24 protein-coding genes and 2 pseudogenes are annotated in these 23,870 nt (G+C 61.2%); 14 read left to right on the forward strand and 12 right to left on the reverse strand.

All coding sequences use genetic code 11. The annotated features are described in order from the left end of the window. Nucleotides 1-8: 8 nt before the first annotated feature. The 3 genes from N4R57_12645 to N4R57_12655 all read right to left on the reverse strand — a co-directional run bounded on the left by N4R57_12645 (nucleotide 9) and on the right by N4R57_12655 (nucleotide 2,741). Complete coding sequence (locus N4R57_12645; protein UYV35900.1) at nucleotides 9-2,057, reverse strand: enoyl-CoA hydratase-related protein; 2,049 nt, start codon at nucleotides 2,055-2,057, stop codon at nucleotides 9-11. A gap of 80 nt (nucleotides 2,058-2,137) precedes the next feature. Beyond that, nucleotides 2,138-2,350, reverse strand: a complete 213-nt coding sequence (locus tag N4R57_12650; GenBank protein UYV35901.1) for a hypothetical protein — start codon at nucleotides 2,348-2,350, stop codon at nucleotides 2,138-2,140. Between the two features lie 70 nt (nucleotides 2,351-2,420). After that, nucleotides 2,421-2,741 carry a TraR/DksA family transcriptional regulator gene (locus tag N4R57_12655; GenBank protein ID UYV39572.1) on the reverse strand — a complete coding sequence of 107 codons (321 nt, stop codon included), beginning with the start codon at nucleotides 2,739-2,741 and terminating at the stop codon, nucleotides 2,421-2,423. A gap of 186 nt (nucleotides 2,742-2,927) precedes the next feature. On the opposite strand from N4R57_12655, the gene N4R57_12660 reads away from it, so the two are divergent. Further along, nucleotides 2,928-3,791 (forward strand): MBL fold metallo-hydrolase, encoded by an 864-nt coding sequence (locus tag N4R57_12660; protein ID UYV35902.1) that lies wholly within the window; start codon nucleotides 2,928-2,930, stop codon nucleotides 3,789-3,791. A gap of 71 nt (nucleotides 3,792-3,862) precedes the next feature. Then, complete coding sequence (locus N4R57_12665) at nucleotides 3,863-4,288, forward strand: TIGR01244 family sulfur transferase (protein ID UYV35903.1); 426 nt, start codon at nucleotides 3,863-3,865, stop codon at nucleotides 4,286-4,288. Nucleotides 4,289-4,337: 49 nt separating this feature from the next. Here N4R57_12665 and N4R57_12670 read toward each other — a convergent pair whose 3' ends face one another. The 5 genes from N4R57_12670 to N4R57_12690 all read right to left on the reverse strand — a co-directional run bounded on the left by N4R57_12670 (nucleotide 4,338) and on the right by N4R57_12690 (nucleotide 10,541). Beyond that, nucleotides 4,338-5,579, reverse strand: coding sequence for a FliM/FliN family flagellar motor C-terminal domain-containing protein (locus N4R57_12670; protein ID UYV35904.1), 1,242 nt, complete (start codon nucleotides 5,577-5,579; stop codon nucleotides 4,338-4,340). A gap of 101 nt (nucleotides 5,580-5,680) precedes the next feature. Beyond that, complete coding sequence (locus N4R57_12675; protein UYV35905.1) at nucleotides 5,681-8,362, reverse strand: ATP-binding protein; 2,682 nt, start codon at nucleotides 8,360-8,362, stop codon at nucleotides 5,681-5,683. Beyond that, nucleotides 8,362-8,676: a hypothetical protein gene (locus N4R57_12680; protein UYV39573.1), complete on the reverse strand. Its 315-nt coding sequence runs from the start codon at nucleotides 8,674-8,676 to the stop codon at nucleotides 8,362-8,364. Before N4R57_12680 ends, N4R57_12675 begins: the two co-directional genes overlap by 1 nt. Before the next feature lie 69 nt (nucleotides 8,677-8,745). Further along, nucleotides 8,746-9,114, reverse strand: coding sequence for a response regulator (locus tag N4R57_12685; GenBank protein UYV35906.1), 369 nt, complete (start codon nucleotides 9,112-9,114; stop codon nucleotides 8,746-8,748). Between the two features lie 89 nt (nucleotides 9,115-9,203). Then, nucleotides 9,204-10,541, reverse strand: a complete 1,338-nt coding sequence (locus N4R57_12690; GenBank protein UYV35907.1) for a helix-turn-helix domain-containing protein — start codon at nucleotides 10,539-10,541, stop codon at nucleotides 9,204-9,206. Between the two features lie 218 nt (nucleotides 10,542-10,759). Between N4R57_12690 and N4R57_12695 the strand changes: the two genes are divergently transcribed. From N4R57_12695 to N4R57_12730, 8 genes and pseudogenes are all read left to right on the forward strand, one after another. Then, nucleotides 10,760-12,106 carry a substrate-binding protein gene (locus tag N4R57_12695; GenBank protein ID UYV35908.1) on the forward strand — a complete coding sequence of 449 codons (1,347 nt, stop codon included), beginning with the start codon at nucleotides 10,760-10,762 and terminating at the stop codon, nucleotides 12,104-12,106. Between the two features lie 129 nt (nucleotides 12,107-12,235). Continuing rightward, nucleotides 12,236-13,264 carry a branched-chain amino acid ABC transporter permease gene (locus N4R57_12700; protein UYV35909.1) on the forward strand — a complete coding sequence of 343 codons (1,029 nt, stop codon included), beginning with the start codon at nucleotides 12,236-12,238 and terminating at the stop codon, nucleotides 13,262-13,264. 4 nt (nucleotides 13,265-13,268) lie between these two features. Beyond that, nucleotides 13,269-14,477: a branched-chain amino acid ABC transporter permease gene (locus N4R57_12705; protein UYV35910.1), complete on the forward strand. Its 1,209-nt coding sequence runs from the start codon at nucleotides 13,269-13,271 to the stop codon at nucleotides 14,475-14,477. A 12-nt stretch (nucleotides 14,478-14,489) separates the two neighbouring features. Continuing rightward, nucleotides 14,490-15,243 (forward strand): annotated as a pseudogene (locus N4R57_12710) (ABC transporter ATP-binding protein). Further along, nucleotides 15,240-15,428 carry a hypothetical protein gene (locus N4R57_12715; GenBank protein UYV35911.1) on the forward strand — a complete coding sequence of 63 codons (189 nt, stop codon included), beginning with the start codon at nucleotides 15,240-15,242 and terminating at the stop codon, nucleotides 15,426-15,428. Before N4R57_12710 ends, N4R57_12715 begins: the two are co-directional and overlap by 4 nt. Before the next feature lie 70 nt (nucleotides 15,429-15,498). Further along, nucleotides 15,499-16,254: an ABC transporter ATP-binding protein gene (locus N4R57_12720; protein UYV35912.1), complete on the forward strand. Its 756-nt coding sequence runs from the start codon at nucleotides 15,499-15,501 to the stop codon at nucleotides 16,252-16,254. A 428-nt stretch (nucleotides 16,255-16,682) separates the two neighbouring features. Beyond that, nucleotides 16,683-16,961 carry a glucose-6-phosphate isomerase gene (locus N4R57_12725; GenBank protein UYV35913.1) on the forward strand — a complete coding sequence of 93 codons (279 nt, stop codon included), beginning with the start codon at nucleotides 16,683-16,685 and terminating at the stop codon, nucleotides 16,959-16,961. Between the two features lie 210 nt (nucleotides 16,962-17,171). Further along, nucleotides 17,172-17,513, forward strand: a complete 342-nt coding sequence (locus N4R57_12730; GenBank protein UYV35914.1) for a hypothetical protein — start codon at nucleotides 17,172-17,174, stop codon at nucleotides 17,511-17,513. A gap of 175 nt (nucleotides 17,514-17,688) precedes the next feature. On the opposite strand, the gene N4R57_12735 is transcribed toward N4R57_12730, so the two are convergent. Beyond that, nucleotides 17,689-19,215 carry an AMP-binding protein gene (locus N4R57_12735; GenBank protein ID UYV35915.1) on the reverse strand — a complete coding sequence of 509 codons (1,527 nt, stop codon included), beginning with the start codon at nucleotides 19,213-19,215 and terminating at the stop codon, nucleotides 17,689-17,691. Nucleotides 19,216-19,379: 164 nt separating this feature from the next. On the opposite strand from N4R57_12735, the gene N4R57_12740 reads away from it, so the two are divergent. The 4 genes and pseudogenes from N4R57_12740 to aat all read left to right on the forward strand — a co-directional run bounded on the left by N4R57_12740 (nucleotide 19,380) and on the right by aat (nucleotide 22,650). Continuing rightward, nucleotides 19,380-19,922 carry a LuxR C-terminal-related transcriptional regulator gene (locus tag N4R57_12740; GenBank protein UYV35916.1) on the forward strand — a complete coding sequence of 181 codons (543 nt, stop codon included), beginning with the start codon at nucleotides 19,380-19,382 and terminating at the stop codon, nucleotides 19,920-19,922. Between the two features lie 161 nt (nucleotides 19,923-20,083). Continuing rightward, nucleotides 20,084-20,591: pseudogene (accB, locus tag N4R57_12745) on the forward strand (acetyl-CoA carboxylase biotin carboxyl carrier protein). 39 nt (nucleotides 20,592-20,630) lie between these two features. Continuing rightward, nucleotides 20,631-21,983 carry an acetyl-CoA carboxylase biotin carboxylase subunit gene (gene accC / locus N4R57_12750; GenBank protein ID UYV35917.1) on the forward strand — a complete coding sequence of 451 codons (1,353 nt, stop codon included), beginning with the start codon at nucleotides 20,631-20,633 and terminating at the stop codon, nucleotides 21,981-21,983. A 28-nt stretch (nucleotides 21,984-22,011) separates the two neighbouring features. Next, nucleotides 22,012-22,650, forward strand: a complete 639-nt coding sequence (aat, locus tag N4R57_12755; GenBank protein ID UYV35918.1) for a leucyl/phenylalanyl-tRNA--protein transferase — start codon at nucleotides 22,012-22,014, stop codon at nucleotides 22,648-22,650. On the opposite strand, the gene N4R57_12760 is transcribed toward aat, so the two are convergent. From N4R57_12760 to N4R57_12770, 3 genes are read right to left on the reverse strand one after another with little or no spacing between them, the layout of a single operon-like run. Next, nucleotides 22,614-22,970: a DUF2155 domain-containing protein gene (locus N4R57_12760; GenBank protein ID UYV35919.1), complete on the reverse strand. Its 357-nt coding sequence runs from the start codon at nucleotides 22,968-22,970 to the stop codon at nucleotides 22,614-22,616. The genes aat and N4R57_12760 overlap by 37 nt on opposite strands. After that, nucleotides 22,967-23,434: an outer membrane lipid asymmetry maintenance protein MlaD gene (gene mlaD, locus N4R57_12765; GenBank protein UYV35920.1), complete on the reverse strand. Its 468-nt coding sequence runs from the start codon at nucleotides 23,432-23,434 to the stop codon at nucleotides 22,967-22,969. Before mlaD ends, N4R57_12760 begins: the two co-directional genes overlap by 4 nt. 15 nt (nucleotides 23,435-23,449) lie before the next feature. Further along, the gene (locus tag N4R57_12770; GenBank protein UYV35921.1) at nucleotides 23,450-23,833 is read right to left on the reverse strand and encodes an NADH:ubiquinone oxidoreductase subunit NDUFA12; all 384 of its coding nucleotides are present in this window, start codon (nucleotides 23,831-23,833) and stop codon (nucleotides 23,450-23,452) included. Between the last annotated feature and the right edge of the window lie 37 nt (nucleotides 23,834-23,870).

Below are 23,870 nucleotides of genomic sequence, written 5' to 3' on the forward strand. Positions count from 1 at the left end.
AGACCGCTTCACCACACGCCAAACCGCCCGCCGTTTTTGATCAATTCGTTCAAACGCTCTGACGGATACCAAAGCGCGGGCGCATCCCCCTGCCAGCGTTCCAACTCGCGCCGCACCACCAACAGCCCGCGCAATTCGCCCGCTTTCATCGGCCCGCCGCTGGCCCGTGGCAGGCCCAGCGCCACAAGCGCCGCCAAATCAACATCCCCTGCGTCGCACGCAACACCGCGCTCGACCAACTCCAGCCCCGCGCAGAACAAAGCCGACCAGATCCGCCGCCGAATGGCATCCTGCGACAGCCCATCGCGCGCGGCCCCGCCATTCGACAGGCCCCCACGCCAAGCCTGCACGATCCCCTGCGCGGCTGCGTCAAAATCCCCTGCCGCACCGTGCTGCGCATAGCGCAAAACGCCGCGCCCGGTTGCCCGCCCCTCACGGCCTTGCGCCATGAAGGCGGCGAATAATCCGCCAAACTGCTCCCCCATGCCCAGCGCGGCAAAACGTGGCGCTTGCCGCCCCAACCCTTCCGCATCCGCCTGCCGGAACGGTCCGCACGCCCAGCCCATCGCGCGATCAATATCATCGGGTTGCGCCCCTTGGGCCACGCACCATTCAGCCGCCGCAAACATCGCGGCCTTCAACGCGCCAACAATCAACCCGTTTTCCGCACTGGTAAGCACAACTTGCCGCCCCATCCGCCGCAACAGGTTGCGCGCCCGCTCCTGCAGCGCACCCACGGTATCCGGCGCAATCACCAACTCAGCCAGCCCCGCGCCCTGCACCGCCGCATGAAGCGCCAGCCCCATCGCACGCCCGCCCAAGTTTTCGCGCAACACCCCCGCGCCCAAACCCATCCCGGCCGTAAACACCAGCGGCACGTCCTCGCCGGTCTTGCCCGACACATGCGCCATCAGCGCAGGAAGCTTGGCCCCCGGCGCTTCGCTCGCCTCAATCACCAGTCGCGCCGCACTTAAGACTCCCGGCGACGGCCCGCCCGACAGCCGCTCAAGCCGCTCATTCGCCATTGCCGCATCAATGCGCCCGCGCTCTGCCTCGTGGCCAAACGCCGCCGTGACGCGTTCAATCAACCGCGCCGCACCACCTTCGCGCTGCTCAGCCACACGCACCTCTGCACCGCTGCCAAGGATGGTCTGAACCAAGCCAAAGGCAAGTGCGCCATCCCCCAGAATGGTCACAACCTCGGGCCGCCCGCCAGGCGCGGGCTGGCGCTGTTCCTGTGCAACGGTATGGGTCAACCCTTGCGCCCGCGCTGATCCGCGCAATTCTGCGCGCAGCGCCCCTTCCATCGCCAGCCCTGCCTCAATCGGCAACAGCTGCGCCGCCTCGACACAATCGACCAAAGCTTTGGCTTCCGCTGGCAACACGCCCAAATCGCGGCGCCGCTTTGCGATCTCATCCTGATACGCCATTGGGTCGGCAAATCCCGGCGCCGGACCTTCGGGCGCTGGCTCATCCACCATCGCCCGCGCCGCCTGAACCGCTTCGCCGACAACATTGCGGGCCACGACCTTGCGAAACAATCCGCGCAATGCCCCCGAATTGGCGGCAATCGCCCGCCCGGTCAACATCAGATCAATCGCCGTGCCCGCCCCGATCAAACGCGGCAAGCGCTGCGTTGCGCCCGCGCCGGGGATCAACCCGCGGCGCACATCACCCAGCGACAGCATCGTGCCGACGGCTGCCACCCGTGCGTGGGCTGCAAGCGCGATCTCAAACCCGGCGTCCGCCACACTCCCGCGCAACGCCGCAACCACTGGTTTTTCAGATTGCTCAATCGCCTGACAAACTTGGGCCAAATCCGGCTCGGCCTTGCCATGGGCCACCTCTTGATCCAACAGCCGCCCCGCGAACCTCTCTTCGGCCCCCGCGATCACGACCGCCAAGACCCCATCATCTGCCGCCGCAAGGCACAGCGCCTGCTCCAAGGCCAGCCGCTCGCCTACCTCGAACCTGTTCTCTGCCCCGCCGCTGGTCAACGGCAACGTCACCACAGCAACGCCATCATCAACCGAATATGGCTGTTCGCCTTTTCCCAAGCCCCGCGTGCCTCACACTATCAACAATTGCGCTATCTTTCGGCCAATCCGCTGACCCGTGCAAGCATCGGGGCCAAGGATTACACAGGCATGTTGTCGAATTGCGCCTCGATCGCATCGTCGGTCAGATCTTCATCCAAACTGCGCACCTCTTTGGGCAACGCCATGCCCGTGGCCGACGCCCGCTCAACCAACTTATGCAGGTCTTTTTGCAGCAGTTGCTGCTCCTTGGGCGCGGCCGCCTTTATCTCGTTGCACAGCGCCACGATTGCCGTCGTAAGATCCTCTTTCATCACTACGTCCTCCTTCGTTTTGATAACATCCAATCCCACACGCCCGCCGAACCGCCACGCTTATGGCGCGCTACAGCTTGGCGGCGCATCCTTTGCAAAACGGCGTCGCAGGCAGCACATCCAAACGCGCGGCAGAAATCTCTTCGCCACAGGTCATGCAATAGCCGTAGCTCCCCGACCGTATGCGCTTCAAAGCCGAACGTATCCGGGCAATCTCCTCCTGCCCCTGAAGGCCAAGCCCCTCCAGAACCTCATCGCCCTCACGTTCAACCGCCATCTCTTCCCAGTCCTTGGACTGCGGCGCATCAAGCTCGGCCTCGATATCCTTCAGCCGCACATCCAGCTCTCCAAGCCTTTTCAAAAGCTGATTACGTCGTTTTTCTAACATCATAGACACCTGATCATTCCTTGTTGATGCAAATGTCGCACAAATGCGGCGCATCGGCTTTGACCCAAGTCAACACATCGCAAAGCAACGCCCTTAAAGCGCCGGGAACAGAACTTCCGACAGGGCTTGCAACATATGCGGAAATTTTTATATGTTTTACATGCCACTTGCCCAAGGAGAGATGAACGCATGTCACCGATCGTCCAGGCTTTCTTCGACGAGGCCACGAACACCATTTCCTATGTCGTGCGTGACCCGAACGGCAGCAGCGCCGCGATTATCGATTCCGTTCTGGATTTCGACTATGCGTCCGGGCGCACCGACACGACCTCGGCTGATCGCATCATTGATTGGGTCACCTCCGAAAACCTCTCAATCGACTGGCTTCTCGAAACCCATGTCCACGCCGACCACCTCTCGGCCGCGCCTTATATCCAAGAGCGTCTGGGCGGCAAAATCGGCATTGGTGACCGCATTACGGTGGTTCAGGATACCTTCGGCAAAGTCTTCAACGAAGGCACCGAATTTCAACGCGACGGCTCGCAATTCGACCAGCTTTTTGTCGATGGCGACAGTTTGATGATCGGCCAGATGCGGGTTGATGTGATGCACACCCCCGGCCACACGCCCGCCTGCCTGACCTATGTCATCCACGACGCGGCCTTTGTTGGCGACACGCTGTTCATGCCTGATTTCGGCACTGCGCGTTGCGACTTCCCCGGTGGCTCCTCCGCAACGCTGTTTGAATCGGTTCAGAAAATCCTCGCCCTGCCGGACGAAACGCGCATTTTCGTGGGTCACGACTACAAGGCGCCGGGCCGTGATGACTACGCTTGGGAAAGCACAGTGGGCGAGCAAAAAGCGCGCAACGTCCATATCGGCGGCGGCGCGTCCAAGTCCGACTTCACCGCCATGCGCGATGCCCGTGACGCGACGCTGGCCATGCCCCGGCTGATCGTACCGTCGCTTCAGGTGAACATGCGCGCGGGCCGCATGCCCGAGCCGGATGAAAAGGGCAATGTGTTCCTCAAAGTCCCCGTTAACAAACTCTGAAACGCAATCTCGCACGCCGCGACCTGTCTCTCGCTGGACAGGCGCGCGCCCGCGCTCTAAACCTCATGGCCATGGATATCCGAAAGCTCACCCCCGACCTCTCCGTCAGCCCACAGATCACGCCCGAGGACGCGCCCGCTATTGCCGCGGCCGGGTTTCGCACTGTTATCTGCAACCGCCCTGACGCCGAAAACCCGCCCCCGCTTCACGCCGAACACCTGCGTGCCGCCGTCGAAGCAGCAGGGATGACCTTTCTCCATCTGCCCTTTGACGGAAGCACCATGACCGCCGAAGTGATTGTCGAGCTTCGCGACATGATCGCCACGGCGCAAACGCCGGTTCTGGCCTATTGCCGCACCGGAACGCGTTGCACCAACGCTTGGGCGCTTGGTCAGGCCGGAGAGACGCCAGCAAGCGACATCATGACCGCCGCCGCGCAGGCCGGTTATGACGTCAGCGGACTGGCCCCCTACCTGTCGCAGAAAATCACGCTCTGAAATTTGCAAAAAGGTCAGGGCGTCAAAGCAAATCGCTTTTGCGCGCGCTTCAAATCGTTTTAGCCAAATCGCAAAAGCCCCCCACTTCACTCATCCAACGACAGTACCGGCAAATCCGGCAATTCGCCCGCCCGTCAAACGACGGCAAATCGGGCAAACCCTCTCCCTCTCCCGCCAGCTCAGGCAAATCCGAAAGGTCACCGCCAAGATCGCCAAGCTCTGGCAGATCTCCCAATTCTCCGACATTCGGCAAATCGGCCACGGCGCTCACCACTTCCACGTCCTCCACCTGCGCAAACTCTCCCGGCATGCCGCCGGGCGATTGCATCAGGTCAAGCGCCTCCAGCGTATTTGCCTCGCCATTCAGCATGTCCGCGGATGCCCCTTGCGTCTTCAGCGCCGCATCGCGCCCCAACACAAGCCGCACCGCGCGAAACCCGTTGATTTGCCCCAAACGGCACCGTGCCACGCCCTGCCCCTGCCCGTCGGTCAACCGCGTGTTGCTCAACGCCCCGCGCGGAATAGTCAGCACATCCCCCGGCTTCAGCCCGGACACCTCCGCCAATGGCATTTTCACCTGATGCAGAACCGCGCTCATCGGCGCCTGCGCGGTCATCAACGCGCCTTGTCCCAGCTTGATCCGCCCGCCATGTGCCATCTGCGGGTTATCCATGCTGTCCTCTGCATCTTCTTCGGGCGGCAAAACGACTGGCAGAGCAATTACAATCTCCCCATCCTTCGCCCCGTCGCCCAGACTCACTTGCAAGCGAAACAGATGGAAATCCGCCGCTTCGAACAACAGCGGCAGCATCCGCATACCTTCGATCATCGCGCCAAAGCGAAAGCCCTCGGCCCAGCGCCCCTCCTCCTCGCCGTCAAGGTTCTCAACAAACCCGGCGAAACTCGCATTCAGCAATGGCGCCACAAGCGCGGCATCGGTCTGGGTCGGCGCCCGCGCCCCCGCGTCACGCGCCATCACCTGTCCCATGGTCTGCACCTCGATCAGCCCGGCCAGAAGCGGCACCGCCACCGACACCGCGCCAACCGCGCCCTCCGGCCCGTCTAACACCATAACAAGCGGCCCCTCATCGAACGCCGCAATCGCCTGTTCCTGACTGACCATGGTCAGCTGAACAGAACTCACGCTTAACGGCAGCTCAAAAAGCTCATCCGCCGCCCGTGCAAGCGCCAGTCGAAGCGCCCGCGACGGGGTCATCACCCGCGCCTGATGCTCTTCGCGACCTGTGCGTGCGATCCGCCTTAGGGTTTTCTGTCGATCTGCTTCGTCCATACCTTCCGCCACCGCCTGTTGCGGGCCTGATGGATCATTCTAGGCGCAGAGTGGTTACCATCCCCTTACACCAGCTTCGGAAATTGCCTTTGCCTGCGGCGCTATTGCGCTGCCATCGCCACCCGCTCGGGAAGGTTCACGCGAAACGCCGCGCCACCCTGCCCCGGCAGATATGAAATCGTGCCGCCCAGCCGCGCCATAATCTCCCGACTAATCGCCAGCCCAAGCCCGGCGCCCCCGGCTTTCTGCTCGCTCACCCGCGAGAATTTTTCGAAAAGCAAGTCTTGCGAATCACGCGGGATACCGCTGCCGTTGTCGGTGAAATCCACCGTCAGCCCGCGCCCGCCCTGCACCACTTGCACGCTCAACTCCGGCGCGTCGGCATCGCAATACTTATGTGCATTCGCGATCAGGTTGATGAACACCTGCGCCAAACGGTCAAGATCGGTTTCAATCATCACCGCCTCGCTCTCCCGCTCGCGCCGGATCGTCAGGCCCTGCCCCACGCCCGAGGCCGCAATCGCATGGTCGATGACCTCTCCCAGCCGCCCTCTGGCCACGTTCATGCTCACCTGACCGTTTTCCAATACGCTCAGGTCAAGAAGGTCATCCAGCAGGCGGGTCAGGCGCAGCGCCTCGTCGTGAATGATCGACGAATACTTGTCTTTCTCGGCGCCACTCAACTCTTCGGTATCGCGCAAAATCTCTGAAAACGCGCGGATCGACGTCATCGGCGTGCGCAGCTCGTGGCTGATCTGGCTCAAAAACGCGTCCTTCTGCACGCTCAACTGGGTCATCTTCTCGTTTGCCTCACGCAATTGCCGCGCGGTTCGGCTCAACTCGCTCGATTTCGCCTCAAGCTGGCTGGAATACTCCATCATCTGTGCGGTTTCATCCGCCACCGCCATCAGGTCATCAACCGTCACGCTGGCGCCGCCCACGATCTGCCCGACCATCGCATGAGCCGTCGCCGCGCCAACCGAACCGCTCAACTCGCGCTCCAACACATTGAGGAAATCGGGGCTCGGCTCTGGCAAGAAGCCCGCCAGCCCCTGTCGCGACGCCTCGCTTTGAAACAATCGCTGCGCTTCGGTCGGCCCTAATATCCGCTGCGCCATGATCAGCAGGTCTTCACTCTGCGCCATGCCCCCTGACCAGCTTTGCCGCCGCGCAGAATGTTGAAACACATCCACGAATTGCGCGCCTTGCAGTCGCTCCAGCGGTGATGGAAACGACATGAGCGAAACCGCAACAAACGCAAGTGTATTCAACATCATAGACCACAAGATCGCATGCACCAACGGGTCCAACCCGGCAACACCGAACAACGCTTGCGGTCGCAACATCCCAAGGCCAAACGGCCCCTCTGCCATGACCGCCTCGCTCAACACAGCGCCGACACCGAAACTCGGCAACAGCATGGTCCAAGCCCAGACCACAAACCCGACCGACAGCCCCGCCAGCGCCCCTGCCCGCGTCGCCCCGCGCCAATAAAGCCCGCCCAGCATCGCCGGCAAAAACTGTGCCACCCCGGCAAAAGACACCAACCCGATCGCCGCCAGCGCCGCCCCTCCGCCCGAAAACCGGAAATAGAGGTAGCCCAAAAGCAACACGCCCGCGATCGACAACCGCCGCGAGAGCAACACCAGCGAGCGCACGTCGCCCGACACCATCGCCCCGCCATGGCGCAACCTCAGCCAGATCGGCACCACGATATGGTTCGACACCATCGTCGACAGCGCAATCGCCGCCACAATCACCATCGACGTAGCCGAAGAAAAACCGCCCAGAAACGACAGCATCGCCAACCCGTTCTGCCCTTGATCCAACGGCACCGTCAGCACGAATAAATCCGGGTTCGTCCCCTCCGGCATCAATGCAAGCCCCATCACCGCAATCGGCAAAACAAACAGGCTCATCAACATCATATATGTGGGAAATAACCAACTCGCGAGGCGCAGATGCCCCTCGTCCTCGTTCTCGACCACCAGAACCTGAAACATCCGCGGCAAGGTCAGAAACGCCGCCGCCGACAGGAAGATCAACCCCGCCCAGCGCCCGCCAGCCACCTGCCATGTGCCAATCTCGCTCTGATCAATCTGCGCCAATGTTTCGGCCACGCCGCCGCCAAGCCCCCAGACCACGAAGACCCCCACGGCCAGCAGCGCGAACAGCTTCACCACCGCCTCCAGCGCAATCGCCATGACCACGCCGTTGTGCCGCTCATTCGCATCCAGATTGCGCGTGCCAAAAAGCACGGTGAACAGCGCCAGCCCACAAGCCACCCAAAGCGCGATGGATTTGTTGTCACTCAACGCGCCGCCGGGGTCTCCGGCCTCGGCAAAGGTCGCAAACGACAGGGTGACCGACTGAAGCTGAAGCGCGATGTAAGGCGTCGTGCCGATTACCGCCATCAAAGTCACCATCACAGCAAGCCATGATGATTTCCCGTAACGGCTTGAAATTAAATCAGCAATCGAGGTTACGCGCTGCGCGCGCCCGACCCGAACCATCTTGCGCAAGCCCCACCACCAGCCCACCATGACCAAGGTCGGGCCGATATAGATGGTCACATATTCCAGCCCTGATCGCGCGGCATAGCCGACCGCGCCGTAAAACGTCCACGCCGTGCAGTAAATCGACAGCGACAGGGTGTAGATCAAAGGAGAGCGCAACCAGCCCGCTTTGCCCCGCATCGCCGCCCGGTCCGCCATAAACGCCACCAGAAACAACAGCGCGACATAGCTTAGACACACGGCAATCAGAATATTCAGAACCGCCATCAGCCACCTGCCTCTCGCGGTGGCGCTTTTGCGTCCGGCTCTTCCTCACTGTCTTCGGCACCGGCCCATCCCTCGCCCGCGATCCAGCGCGACAGCATACCGGCCAGAACCACCAACCCGAACCATATGCCGAAAACATAAAGCAATGCTGACGAACTCGACGTGTCGCCCTGCGTCCACAGCAAAGGCACCGCCCAAAGCAACGCGCCCAGCACCGGCATCAGGCGGACAGCATCCACCAGCCTGCGACGTCGATAGTTCGCCTTCTCAAGGAAAACCGGGCCAATTCGCCCTGCCGGTCCCGGTCCCGAAATCGGTCCCGGCCCATCCCCCGGCCTTGCGCGACTTGCCGGTGTATCGCCCGCTTCGCCCGCCACGCCGGGCTACCCGCTGACCAATGCGCGCACGGCATCAAGCACTTCGGCATTGGAAAACGGCTTGGTCATAAATCGGTTCGCGCCGAATTTCTCGGCCATCTCGCGATCCTTGGTCTGCCCCCGCGCGGTCAACATCAGCACAGGCAAGCCCGCCATTTCGCCATCCTCGCGCACACAGCGCAGGATGTCATAGCCGCTCATCCCCGGCAGCATCACATCTAGGATCAACAGATCGGGCTGCTTGTCGCGCAGCGCATCCATCGCGGTCTGTCCGTTCGAATGCGTGTCTACTTTCCACCCGTCTCGCGACAAAATAAAACTGATTGCCTCGATGATGTTCGGCTCATCCTCAATTAACAGGACATGTTTGCCCATTCACTATCGTCCTCCCCCAAGGCACGGCTCTCCCCAGCCCACCTCGTTTCGTTATCCCCAATCAAGGGGCGTGTGTCAAAACCCATCGCTCATACGCCGCCGGTCATAATTGATGGCTCGCGCCGCGCCTGACAGTTTCGCGCGGTGCAAATCCGGCAATTCGCCCCCACGGCGATGCCATTGCCCTCGCCGCCCGTCTCACCCTCGGCGGCCTGCAACGGGCCATTCACCGGCAGGATCAGCATATGCGCCTCGTAGAGCGGATCACGGTTCAACCCCGGCGCGCTACGCGGTTGCGCCACGGCATAGGTGACAAACGCACGCTCCTGCACGCGCCCATCCCGCCGCCCCGGCTGATGCAACCGTTCAAACAACGGCACCAACGGGCGGCTCAACGCCCTGAACAGCGGCCACAACGGACAAGCAGCCCCATAGCGCGGCAAAACAAACCCCTCGACCGGCTGGCGAAATGTGATCGTGCCCGACCCGTCACAGATCACCAACCCCGCCTCCAACTCCGGCACGCTCGCGATTCGCCGCATCGCCGCGCCCAGATCAACACCAAACCGCTCCGACAGGATCAGCGGATTTGGCCCCGCCTCTTCAAGCACGCCTAATACCTCTGGTAACGGCATAAGATCGGCGTCGCGGCGATAGCGATCCAGCGCCGCACGCGCCTGAACCTGTGCGCTGGCCGACACCAACTGGCTTGCTCCGGCGACAAGCGCTTCGGGAATTTCGACGGTCTTGACCTCCTCCAGCGCCTGAAAATGCCCGCTATGCGCCGACCAGAACGCCTCCAATTCGTCTTGCGGCGACCCCGGCTCATTCTCGCCCGCATCTTCCGCATCCAGAAACCCGGCAAGCGATCGCGCCCCATCGGCAAGGCGCAACGCGTCTTCGTTGATGTTGCGATGGAACCGCTCACGCCATTCCGGCTCGATCTCCTTGGTGTCGACCAAAATCCCTGCGGTCGAGCGGATCGAGGTTGCCGTATCCAGAACCTCGTGCAAGGTCGCCGCCAAATGCGGATCATGCGTCAGGCGATCATTCAACGATGCCACCGCCCGCTCCAATGCCGCAATCCTGCGCCCCTGCGCCGCGACCAAACGCGCCCAGCCCGGAAACCGCCCGGCAAAATCCTCAACCTGCGCCAGCTCGGCCCCCTCTTCGTCGGCCTCTGCGGCAGCCCGGCGCAACCGCTCGATCAATGCCGCCTCGGCGCCTTCTGCCAACAGCGATGGCTCCACCCCCAGCACCCCGGCAATATTGATCAGCAACTTACCGCCGATTCTGCGCCGGTTATGCTCAATCAGGTTCAAGTAGCTTGGCGAAATCTCGACAAGCTTGGCCAACTGCGATTGCCGCATCCCCTGCAACAGCCGCCTTTCGCGTATCCTGTTTCCCGCCAGCCTCGTCTCGGGCATCCAATTTTCCTCTCTATTTCAACGCCTTTCTGCGCTGCGACATAAGGTTTTTTACATGACGCCGGGGAAGTTTGTATACTTTTTTACAAAAAAGTTGTTTAGCCCCAGCGCGTTGTTGCGCAATTTTCTTTTTCCACCGGATAATAGTTTTGCACATTTGTGCGCGTGGGGCGGCAAGAGGAGGTCTCCCCACATCTATACGTAACGGGAGGAACTTCATGACCAATTCTAATTTCACGCGCCGCGGCTTGCTCAAGCGAAGCGCGGTTGGCGGTGCCGGACTCGCTTTGCCGACCATCTTCACAGCAAGCTCGGCCTCTGCTTACACCAACGAACCCACAGGCGGCAGCGTCACGCTCGGCTTTAACGTGCCTCAAACCGGCCCCTATGCCGAAGAAGGCCTTGACGAACTGCGCGCCCAAGAGCTTGCCGTCGAGCACCTGAACGGTGGCGGCGATGGCGGCATGATGAGCAGCTTCTCGTCGAAAGCCCTCAAAGGGAACGGCATTCTGGGCAAGAAGGTCGAATTCGTAACTGGCGACACCCAAACTAAATCTGACGCCGCACGCGCATCGGCCAAGTCGATGATCGAAAAAGACGGTGCCATCATGATCAACGGCGGCTCGTCCTCGGGCGTGGCCGTGGCGGTTCAGGGTCTCTGCCAAGAGGCTGGCGTCATCTTCATGGCGGGTCTGACCCACTCGAATGACACCACCGGCAAAGATAAAAAAGCCAACGGTTTCCGTCACTTCTTTAACGCCTACATGTCCGGTGCCGCGCTCGCGCCCGTGCTGGCCAAGGAATACGGCAAGGAACGCCGCGCCTATCACCTCACCGCCGACTACACCTGGGGCTGGACCCAGCAAGAGTCGATCCAGGCCGCAACCGAAGCCGTCGGTTGGGAGACCGTCAACAACGTGCTGACGCCGCTCGCCTCGACCGATTTCTCGTCCTATATCGCTCCGGTTCTGAACTCCGGCGCAGACGTGCTGGTGCTCAACCACTACGGCGGCAACATGGTGAACTCGCTGACCAACGCGATTCAATTCGGCCTGCGTGACAAGATGGCGAACGGCAAGCAGTTCGAAATCGTTGTTCCGCTCTACTCCGAGCTGATGGCAGCCGGCGCCGGTGCCAACGTGCAAGGCGTGTTCGGTTCGATGAACTGGAACTGGCAGCTTCAGGATGACGGCACCAAAGCCTTCGTTAAATCCTTTGGCGAGAAATACGGCCGTCCGCCGTCGAACTCGGCACAAACCTGCTACGCTCAGATCATGCTCTATGCAGATGCCTGTGAGCGGGCCGGAACCTTCAACCCATGCGGTGTTGCCGAAGCCCTCGAAGGCTTTGAATTCGACGGCTTGGGCAATGGTCCAACGCTCTATCGCGCCGAGGATCACCAGTGCTTCAAAGACGTGCTGGTCATGAAGGGCAAAGAGAACCCGACGAACGAGTATGACACGCTGGAAATCGTCGAAGTGACGCCGCGCGCTCAGGTTGAGTATGCGGCCGACCACCCGATGTTTGCGGGCGGCGAGCTCGGTTCCTGCAACTCGGGCACCTAAACCTTCCATCAACCGGTCGGGCGGGGGCTTCCCCCTGCCCGGCTTTCGCGATGACTTGATTGACGGGCGCGCGGCTCTTCCGCGCCCCGTTCGCGCCTTAACAGGCATTCCATTTACAGGTGGGGACCAATGGACGCAATTTTCCTGCAAATCCTGAACGGGCTCGACAAGGGGTCGGCCTATGCGCTGATCGCTCTTGGGCTCACGCTGATCTTCGGCACGCTCGGCGTGGTGAACTTCGCGCATGGTGCGCTTTTCATGATCGGCGCGTTCTGCGCGGTGACACTCTCCAAACTCTTCGCCTACGAAGTGGCAACCGGAGAGGTCGAGAAAACACCATGGGGGGCTGAAAAAGCAGTCACCCGCCCGCTAATGGAAAGCTGGCTGGGCGAAAGCATAGGTGGGTCTCTGATTGACTGGGCGGTGCCATTGGCGCTGCTGTTCTCGATCCCGATAATGATTGCTGTCGGCCTCATTATGGAACGCGGGCTGATCAAACACTTCTATAACCGTCCCCACGCGGATCAGATCCTCGTCACCTTCGGGCTTGCCATCATCCTTCAGGAAATCATCCGTGGGATTTTTTCGGCCAACCCGATCCAAACACCCGAACCTCAGGCCTTCAAAGGCACCTTTGACTTCGGCGTCTGGCTGGGCATGGAAGCCAACGTGGTGGTTTATCCCTACTGGCGTATGACCTATTTCTTCTTTTCCGCGGTGGTCATCGGCGGCGTCTTTGCCTTCCTGCGCTATACGACATTTGGCATGGTGGTGCGTGCCGGCATGGCCGACCGTGAAACCGTCGGCCTGTTGGGCATCAATATCAACCGCCGCTTTACCATCATGTTTGCCCTCGCCGCGGTTGTCGCGGGTTGGGCCGGGGTGATGTATGCCCCGATCAACGCCCCCAACTACCACATGGGCATGGACTTCCTCGTGCTCAGCTTCGTGGTCGTGGTTGTCGGCGGCATGGGCTCCCTGCCCGGTGCGGTCGCGGCGGGCTTCTTGCTCGGCATCCTCGAAAGCTTCGCCTCGATGACGGCCGTGAAAGACCTTCTCGACGGCATCGACCAGATCATCATCTACTTGGTGGCAATTGTTATCCTGCTCACGCGCCCGCGCGGACTTATGGGCAAAAAAGGCGTGATGGAGGACTAATCACATGCTCGGTCTCAACAAGAAAGACACAGGCCTTCTGCTCGTCGTCATCGCATTGTCGCTGTTTGCGCCAATCATTCTCAATATCTTCCCCAAGGGGTCGGGACTGGCGTTCTTCAATGGCGGCTATCCCGACCTGATGCAGCGCTTCGTGATCTTCGGGATTTTCGCGATTGGCTTTAACATCCTGTTTGGATTGACCGGCTACCTTTCCTTTGGGCACGCCGCCTTCCTCGGCATCGGTTCCTACGCCGCCGTTTGGATGTTCAAACTGCTCAGCTACAACGTGGTGCCTGCCCTGATCCTAAGCGTCATTATGGCGGGGCTGCTTTCGGTCGTGATCGGCTACATCAGCCTGCGCCGCTCTGGCATCTACTTTTCAATCCTTACGCTGGCATTTGCCCAGATGATGTATGCCATCGCTTATTCCGACCTCTTCGGGCGCTGGCTTGGAACGTCGCTGACAAATGGCGAAACCGGGCTTCAGGTCTATACCAACGACCCACAACACCTCTTGGGCGATGGGCCAACCGTGCCGCATATCTTCGGCCTCGAAATGCGCGCGCATTACGACCTGACGGTCGGCGCTTGGGAATTCACCTTCCCCGTCGGCTATTACTTCTGCGCCATCTTCCTTGTGCTCTCGTTCTACTTGTCGATCCGCATCTTCCGCTCTCCCTTTGGGCTGATGCTGCGGGCGATCAAATCGAACCAGACCCGGATGAGCTATACAGGCCTCAACAGCAAACCCTACACCCTTGCCGCCTTTATCATCTCGGGCATGTATGCCGGGCTTGCCGGTGGTCTGCTGGCCTCAATGGACCCCCTCGCCGGAGCCGAGCGCATGTATTGGACCGAAAGCGGCGCGGTCGTCATCATGACCGTGCTGGGCGGCGCTGGCACCCTGATCGGGCCGATCCTTGGCGCAGGCACGATCAAATACATGGAAAACATCATCTCCAAGATGAACGAAAAACTGCTGCATCAGTGGTTCGATTTCCTGCCACAATCGCTTGAACACGCGATGGTCTGGATCGCATCGTGGTTCACCGGCGAAGGCTGGCACCTCACCCTCGGGGCGCTGTTCATGCTGGTCATCATCTTCCTGCCCGGTGGGCTTGTCGAAGGGGGGCAAAAAATCCTCAACCTCTTCCGCCGCAAGAAACCGGACGCCAATGATGACACGTCCAAACACTCCACCCCGGCCGAATAAGGAAACGCGACAATGGGTATTCTTGAAGTCAAGAACGTCAACAAGCGCTTCGGCGGCCTTCAGGCTCTGGGCGATGTGAACCTCTCCGTGGCGGAAAACGCCTGCCACGCGATCATCGGCCCCAACGGGGCGGGCAAATCGACACTGCTGAATTGCTTCGTGGGCAAGCTGATCCCCGACACCGGCTCGGTCATGTTTGACGGCCAATCGGTGCTGGGCCGCACCCCGTTCCAGATCAATCAGATGGGCATTTCCCGCGTGTTCCAAACGCCCGAAATTTTCGGACCTCAGCGTGATGGAAAACATGATGATCCCGATCTTTGCCAAACGCGACGGGGCCTTCCGCATGCATGCCATCGAACAGATGATGCAGGAGAAAGACATCGTCGAACGCGCCGAAGCCATGCTCGAAGACATGAACATGGTCGAAAAACGCGGCATGCAGGCCTCCTCCATGTCGCGCGGCGATAAACGGCGGCTGGAAATCGGCATGTGCCTGTCGCAAGAGCCCCGCCTCTTGCTGCTCGACGAACCCACCGCCGGCATGGCGCGGGCTGATACCAACAACACCATCGACCTTTTGAAGCAGATCAAGGAAGAGCGCGACATCACCATCGCCATCATCGAACACGATATGCACGTGGTGTTCTCACTGGCCGACCGGATCACCGTTCTGGCACAGGGCACGCCGCTGGTCGAAGATAGCCCCGAGAACATCAAGGGCCATCCAAAAGTCCGCGAAGCCTATCTCGGAGAAGCCGCATGATCCGCGAAATCTACCTCCTGACCATTTTGATCCTCACCCCTGCAGGAGAGTTGGTCTCGGCAGACACATCGGTTTTCGCCGAACGCAGCCAATGTCAGGCCGCAGCCAAAGCCGTAACGTCGCAAGCCCGCAGCGTTGGTGCCAAGGGCAAGACCAAGGTTTCAGCCAGCTGCACACCACTTTGACCTGCGAATTCTCGCCACAGAGCACGCCACAGAACACGCCACAGTGCACCCCATCAGGGAGACCGAAAGAATGAACGTCAAACCCGACTTTTCCAAAGGCCATAACTACGCCGAAACCGCCCCCGCTTACCTGTCGATCTGGAACATGGAGAGCTATTACGGCGAAAGCTATATCGTGCAGAACATCTCGTTCAACGTGCACGAAGGCGAAATCCTCGCGCTTCTCGGGCGCAACGGCGCGGGCAAAACCTCAACCCTGCGCTCCATCGCCCGGATGGACAGCCCGCAAGTGACCCATGGCGAAATCTGGCTCGACCACCAGCCGCTGCACACCATGAAAAGCTTCGAGGCGGCGCAGGCGGGTATCGGACTTGTCCCCGAAGACCGCAGCATCATCCCCGGCCTCACGGTCGAGGAAAACATCGAACTGGCCCAGATCGCCCCGCCCCTCGGCTGGTCGATCGAGCGCATTTATGAACTGTTCCCGCGACTGGGCGAACGGCGCAAGCAAGAGGGCGTGACGCTCTCGGGTGGCGAACAGCAAATGCTCGCCATTGGCCGCGCCTTGGCGCGTGACATCAAGGTTCTGTTGCTCGACGAACCCTACGAAGGCCTCGCCCCGGTGATCGTTGACGAGATCGAAAAGACCCTGCGCATCATCAAGGAACAGGGCATCACCACCGTGATCGTTGAACAAAACGCCGTGCGCGCCCTTGAGCTGGCCGACCGGGCGGTGATCCTTGATACGGGCGGCATCGTCTTTGACGGCTCCGCCGCCGAAGTGCTCGAAAACGAAGAACTGCGCGCCGAATACCTCGCAATCTAACCCATGTGCCGGGGTGGGCGCTTACCTCACCCCGGCACACCTTCAAGGGCGCACCTTCTAGGGCACCCTTTCAAGGGCGCGCGCACTCCCATAGATTGCAATAGGCGGATTCCCGCACGCCCTAAGATTGTTGGCAAGTTGACACAATTTCGCCCCACTCTGGACCGACCCTGAACACGGGTGGGACACTCGATGTCCATGCGTACCAAGCGAGACCTGTTCAGCTACGCTCGTTCCTCCAAAGGGCATGGCACTGAAGGCGGCGGCGACACAGCGAGTGTCGCCGCCGCAAGCGTCTCCCCCATAGCCCCGACCAAGCCCCCAATACCTGCCCCCCAAACGGCGAGTTTCCGCCACATTGGCCAAATCCGCTGGCCGCGCCGTCACAACCCACTATCCTTCTGGAAAACAACAGCCCGGAGGCTCATATGCTTAAATCACTTCTTCCCCTCGCCCTCGTCAGCAGCATCGCACTCAGCGGCTGTGTCGAGATGTCCTCGAACGACAAGCAAAACCTTGGCGGCGCGCTCGCAGGTGGCGCGGTTGGGCTGATCACGGCCAAGGCGCTCGGTGCGAATACCAACTGGACCATTCTGACAACCCTCGCCGGTGCCGCCGCTGGCGTCATGGTCGCGCGCAATCAAAACAACAACGAATGCGCCTATTCCAATGGTGACGGAACATATTACACCCGCCCCTGCGGCTAAGCTGTTTCAAATCCAATCTAACGGACATGCCCCTGTTAACTGCTCATTAAGATGCGGACCCCATGCTCAGACACTGGTGGGGGCTCCGACTTGAGGAGCCAGGGGCATGTCTCCAATCGATCTTCAGGGGCCGCGCTGACGCGTGGCTCACCACATAACAGCACCCAAAACGGGTTTGCCGTGCGCTCTGGCGCTGACAAGGCGCAAACTTTGCAAAGTGTGCAAACCTCCGCAGCGGCTGCGCCGGTCGAAACCGAACGCGCCATCGCACAGGCTCAGGCCGCCGCGAAATCCCGCATGCGCGCCGAGGTGTCGCGACCGGAAACGCCGCGACCTCAATTAACCCAAGCCGTGCAGCAATCCGTGCAATCCGTGCAACCCCGCGAGGCGCGAACCGCGCCTGAACAGACGGCTCGCGCGGCCTCACAGACCGCTGCGCCCAAGGCCAACACCTCTCTGTTCAAACCGATGACAGCGGTCTTGCTGCACGAATTGCGCCTGCAACAGGAACTCGCCACCGTTCAGGAAGAAAAGTCGCAGCAGCGCGCGTAATCCGCCGTCCCCACGGTGGTCCTCCGTGCGGGGCGCGCTGGTCTCCGGTGTTGGCTGATGCGTCCTTTAACCCGCTGTCAACGGGGGCGCGTCACCGCCTGCCGGACATCTTCGCGACCGGCCAGCGTGCACCGCACGGTTGCATTCAATCACCCGCGCCGCTTTCCGTTTCAAATCACCCGTCGTCCTGCGCCTCCAACAGGGCGCGCAACTCGGTCTTAAGCACTTTTCCATAGTTGTTCTTAGGCAGCGCGGGCACCTCGAAATAGGCCTTTGGCCGCTTGAAACGCGCGATATTGGCAAGGCAATGCGCATCCAGCGCCGCCGTATCCAACACGCCGCCCTCGGCCAGCACGACAAAAGCCACCACATCCTCGCCCCACTCGGCATGCGGACGGCCCACCACGCTCACCTCGGCCACCTCCGGCAGATCAAGCAACACCTCCTCCACCTCGCGCGGATAGATGTTCGTGCCCCCCGAAATGATCAAGTCTTTCGAGCGGTCACGCATTGTGATGTAGCCCTCGCCATCCATCGAGCCGACATCGCCGGTCATCAACCAGCCATCCACCAACGCCGCGTCATTGGCCGCATCATTCTTCCAATAGCCCGGCATCACCGTCGCACCGCGCACCATGATCTCGCCCGGCTCTTCCACGGCCACGGGCCGCCCCGCGCTGTCCCCGATCCGCACCTCGACCGCTGATTGCGCCCGCCCGACCGAACCCAGACGCGCCCGCCACCTCGGATGGCTCCGGTCGCTGACCTCTTCCCGGCTCAACGCAGAAATCGCCATCGGGCACTCGCCCTGCCCGTAAATCTGCACGAAAATATCGCCGAAATGCGCGACCGCCTCGACGATATCGGCCACATACATCGGCCCGCCGCCATAGATGATGCTGCGCAGCCCCTCGCCGCTCTCGCCCATGACCTTGCCCGCCTGCACCAACCGCTTCACCATGGTTGGCGCCGCAAACATATGCACCCGCCCAAAGTGTCGTGCCAAATCAAAGATTTCCGCCTCGTCAAAGCCGCCTGACGCCGGGCACACATGCCGCGCGCCCTTCAACACATGCATGACGTTATACAGGCCCGCACCGTGGCTCATCGGGGCAGCATACAGCGCGCAATCCTCACCGCTCACCGGATCAACATCGGTGAAATAGCAATAGGCCATCATCGCCATCATGCCATGGGTGATCATCACCCCCTTGGGCCGCCCCGTCGTGCCCGATGTGTAAAACAACCACGCAAGGTCTGCATCCTGTCGCGCCTCCGGGCTGTCCATGGGCTCGGAGCGCAGCAGCGCCGCATACTCGTCCGATGATGTGCAGATCACGTCGCCCCGGACCTCGGCCTCCCTCAGGGTCTCGCTCAATCCCGGCGACGACAGGGTCAAATCGGCCTCTGCGTTCTCAATAATCCACGCCGCCTCGCGCCCGTGCAGCTTGGCGTTGATCGGCACCGCCGCCGCACCAGCCAGCCATATGCCGTATTGCACAATCAGGTAATCGGGCAGGTTCTTCATGAAAATCGCCACCCGGTCTCCCGGCGCGATCCCGCGCGCGCGCAACCCTCCGGCGACCCGCATCGCGGCCCCGTAAAAACCGGCGTAATCCGCCACCAGTTCCGTGCCGGAAAACAACGCCGGCCTCTCCCCATTCGCCTGCGCGACGCGCTGCAACCAAAGCCCGATGTTCATGCCACCCTCCCCGTGACTACCTTCGACAAAGCTCTGCAATCAAACCATTGCCAACCGGCCTCGGCAATTACGCAGTAATACGCGGCCCCCCCCGATCCTGCTTTCCCCGGCCCACCGGTACCCGCCCTTTGCAAACCCTGCCAAACCACAGTATCACAACCGGCATGAGCCTTGCCGAAACCGCGTTCGATCATGCCCCAATCGGTATTGCCGTGCTGGAAAACCGCATCATCCAGCGTTGCAATCTGCAATTCGCCACCACCTTCGGCGACACTATCGAACGCCTCACAGCAACCCCCATGTCCGACCTTTATCCCAGCGTGGACGAATTTGAACGCATCGGCGCACGCGGCCTTGCCGCCATGCGTGACACCGGGCGCTACTCTGACGAGCGCATCATGCGCCGCCGCTCCGGCGCGCTGTTCTGGTGCCGCGTGCGCGGTCACTCGCTGACCCCCGATGCCCCCTTTGAACAAGGCATCTGGTCATTTGCCGATCTGTCCGAGGATCGCCCCGTTGTCCCCCTCACCCCGCGGGAGCGCGACGTTGCCATCCTCACCTGCCGTGGCCTCTCGGCCAAGGAGATCGGGCGCGAGCTCGACCTCTCCTATCGCACAATCGAAGTCTACCGCGCCCGTCTGATCGAAAAATTCGGCGCCCGCAAACTGGCCGATCTGGTCGCAAAACTCTCGGGAATGCCGCTGTGAATGCGTTTTTCCCCTCGTATTCGGGCGTAAAACACCCCACATATCCCCCACAACTTTCCCCCTGCGCCTTCCCGCTTTTCAGGCACCTTCCCTTGCCTTATAAGCGCAGCTAAGAGCGACGCACCGCGCCCGCGTGGTGCCTTCACCGGCCGAGGACGAACATGACCAAGAAGACCGATACAAACAAAGCAGACGTAGAGTTCATTCAGGCTCTGGCCGAGCTTCTGAACGAGAACGACCTCACCGAACTCAGCGTCAAACGCGACTATGGCGAAAATGACAGCCTGAATGTCCGCGTCAGCCGCAAAACCGAAGTGGTGACCCAAATAGCCGCGGCGCCCGCCCCTGTGGCCGTGGCCCCGGCTGCGACACCCGCTGCCGCCGCGCCCCCCCCCCGCCGCCGCCGCCGCCAGCGGCGAGGATCCTGCCGCCCATCCCGGCGCCGTGGCCTCCCCCATGGTTGGCACCGTCTATCTTCAAGCCGAACCCGGCGCGCCCGCCTTCATCAGCGTCGGCGCCCAAGTGGCCGAGGGCGACACCCTCCTCATCGTTGAAGCCATGAAAACCATGAACCACATCCCCGCGCCCAAAGCAGGCACGGTCAAACGCATTTTGGTGGGTGATGGTGACGCGGTCGAATTCGGCTCCCCGCTTGTGATCCTTGAATAAGCGTCGCACCCGAAGGCCAACACAACCAAGGCACTGACAATGATAAATAAAATCCTGATTGCCAACCGTGGTGAGATTGCCCTCCGCGTGATCCGCGCGGCGCGTGAAATGGGCATCGCGTCCGTCGCCGTCCACTCCACTGCCGACGCCGATGCCATGCATGTGCGTATGGCAGACGAGAGCGTCTGCATCGGCCCCGCGCCCAGTTCTGAGAGCTACCTCTCGGTGCCCGCGATCATCGCCGCTTGCGAAATCACCGGCGCTCAGGCGATTCATCCGGGCTATGGCTTCCTCTCCGAGAACGCCAGTTTCGTTCAGGTGCTCGAAGACCACGGCCTCACCTTTATCGGCCCCACCGCCGAACATATCCGCGTTATGGGCGACAAGATCACGGCCAAGGACACGATGAAGGCGCTCGGCGTGCCCTGCGTTCCCGGTTCCGAAGGCGGCGTCGCCGACCTCGCCGCAGCCAAGCGCCTTGGCGAGGAAATGGGCTACCCCGTCATCATCAAGGCCACCGCCGGTGGTGGTGGCAAAGGCATGAAGGTGGCCGAAACCGCCGCTGACATGGAAAAAGCCTTCATGACCGCCCGCGCCGAAGGCAAATCCAACTTCGGCAATGACGAAGTCTATATCGAAAAATACCTGCAAAAACCGCGCCATATCGAAATTCAGGTCTTTGGCGATGGCAAAGGCAACGCCGTTCATCTGGGCGAGCGTGACTGCTCCCTCCAGCGCCGCCACCAGAAGGTGTTCGAGGAAGCCCCCGGCCCCTCGATCACCCCCGAAGAGCGCGCCCGCATCGGCAAAATCTGCGCCGACGCCGTGGCCAACATCAACTATATCGGCGCGGGCACCATCGAATTCCTCTACGAAGATGGCGAGTTCTACTTCATCGAAATGAACACCCGCCTTCAGGTCGAACATCCCGTCACCGAAGCGATTTTCGGCGTCGACCTCGTGCGCGAACAAATCCGCGTCGCCGAAGGGCTGCCGATGTCCTTCACGCAGGACGATCTCGAAATCAACGGCCACGCCATCGAGGTGCGCATCAACGCCGAGAAACTGCCAAACTTCGCCCCCTGTCCCGGTCGCATCACCCAATATCACGCCCCCGGCGGCTTGGGCGTGCGGATGGATTCGGCGCTTTATGACGGCTACTCGATCCCGCCCTACTACGATTCGCTGATCGGCAAGCTGATCGTGCATGGCCGCGACCGCCCTGAGGCGCTCGCCCGGCTCAATCGCGCCTTGGGCGAGCTGATCGTGGACGGCGTCGATACCACCGTGCCGCTCTTCGCCGCGCTTCTGGAAGAGAGCGACATTCACGAAGGCAGCTACAATATCCACTGGCTCGAACGCTGGCTTGAGACCAACCTGGGCGCCAAATAATGCGCCCCGGCGCGACCCGCCATACCCGATGACCCTGACGCCGGAACTGTTGCTTCACGCCTATGCCTCCGGAATTTTTCCGATGGCCGAAAGCCGCGACGACCCAGAGCTTTTCTGGGTCGATCCCAAGCGGCGCGGCATATTCCCCCTCGACGGGTTCCATATCTCGCGCTCCCTCGCGCGACGGATGAAAAAACGCGGCTACAGCCCTGTGATCAATCATGATTTCAACGGCACAGTCGCCGCCTGCGCCAACCGCTCCGAGACATGGATCAACCCGGAGCTCACCACGCTCTACAGCCAACTCAACAGCATCGGGCGCGCGCATTCTTTCGAGATTCGCGGGCTTGACGGTGCGCTCTGGGGCGCGGTCTTTGGCCTTGCGATTGGCGGCGCGTTTTTTGGCGAAAGCATGGTTTCGCTCCGGGTGGATGGCTCAAAAATCGCCCTCGCCCATCTGGTCGATCACCTCAATCGCGCCGGCTTCACCCTGTTTGATACGCAGTTCATAACCCCGCATCTGGCCAGCCTCGGTGCCATTGAAATACCGCGTGCGGCGTATCGCGACCGCCTCGAAACCGCCCTCACCAAACCGGGCCGTTTCCTTGAAACCCCGCTAGAGCGTGATCCCTACTCGGTGGTGCAGCGCAGCACCCAAACGTCGTAACGCAGATGCTCCATCGCGTTCAACGCCGGCGATGACGCGATCATCCAGCCGGTAAACACCGGATCGTCCTTGCCATCCTCACCCACGGCCAGAAACGCATAGGCCTCGCCGCTCGGGTTGCCCGCCGGATAGCGGCACTCGCCGAGCGCGATCAAAATCCGGCCCATCCGCACGACTTCACCGTTTTTCAGATTAATATCAGTGACTTCGCCAGTGATCTTGTCCAACCCACGCAGCAACGCGCCGGTGCCAAGGGTCGCATCCTGCGCCGCCAATGGCCCCGCCATCACAAGAGCGATCAGGGCAAAAACCCGCCTCATTCGGTTTTACCGCCCTCCTCCGATCCGCCGCCGCCGACATACTTCAGCAGCAAGTTGATCAGAGAGACAGAGCCCTGCGTGTCGATAATCTCGTCACCGGGGCTAAAGTAAAACGGCGAACCGCCGGGGAAAATTTCAACAAAATTGCCGCCCAAAAGCCCTTCGGACGACACCACCACCGCGCTGTCATCGGGGATCTCGACCCCTTTGAGGACAGTAAACTTGGTGTCCGCGCGATAGGTTTCCGCGTTCAACGCCAATTCCGTCACCGTGCCGATCTTAACCCCGGCAAGGCGCACATCGGTGCCCACCGTCACGCCCTCGATCGAGCGGAACGATGCCGTCAGAGGGTATCCCCCCGACGTCGCGCCAAATCCGGTCGCCTGTCCGGCATAGATCACAAAGCCCAGCGCAGCCGCCAAAACGGCCCCGCCGACAAGCACTTCTGTGGTGTTTTCGCCCATTGTCCCCGTCGCGCCTTATTCCGGCGTCCACGCCTCGTAATCGCTGCGCTCCTTGGGTTGCGTCGTGCGGATCGACCCCGCGGGCGCATAGGCAAGCATCGACCCGGTCAGGTTCTCGACATGCGGCTTTTCCCAATCCTTCTTGGGCAGCGCCTTGTCGCCGGGCATTTCGTCAAACGTGTGATGCAACCAGCCATGCCAATCCGCGCTCACGCGGCTGGCCTCGGCCTCGCCGTTGAACATCACCCAACGCCGCTTGCCATCGCCTGAGCGGTAAAACGTGTTGCCTTGCTCGTCCTCGCCCACTTTCACACCCTTGCGCCAGGTGTAAAACTGAGTGTTGAGCGTGCTGCCGTTCCACCATGTCACGGCGCGTAGAATGGAGTTGAGAATGCCCATAAGGTGCCTCCGCTATTTCCTTTCCTATGCCCCATCC

The sequence above is a fragment of the Rhodobacteraceae bacterium D3-12 genome, assembly GCA_025916135.1.
Lineage (GTDB): Bacteria > Pseudomonadota > Alphaproteobacteria > Rhodobacterales > Rhodobacteraceae > JAKGBX01.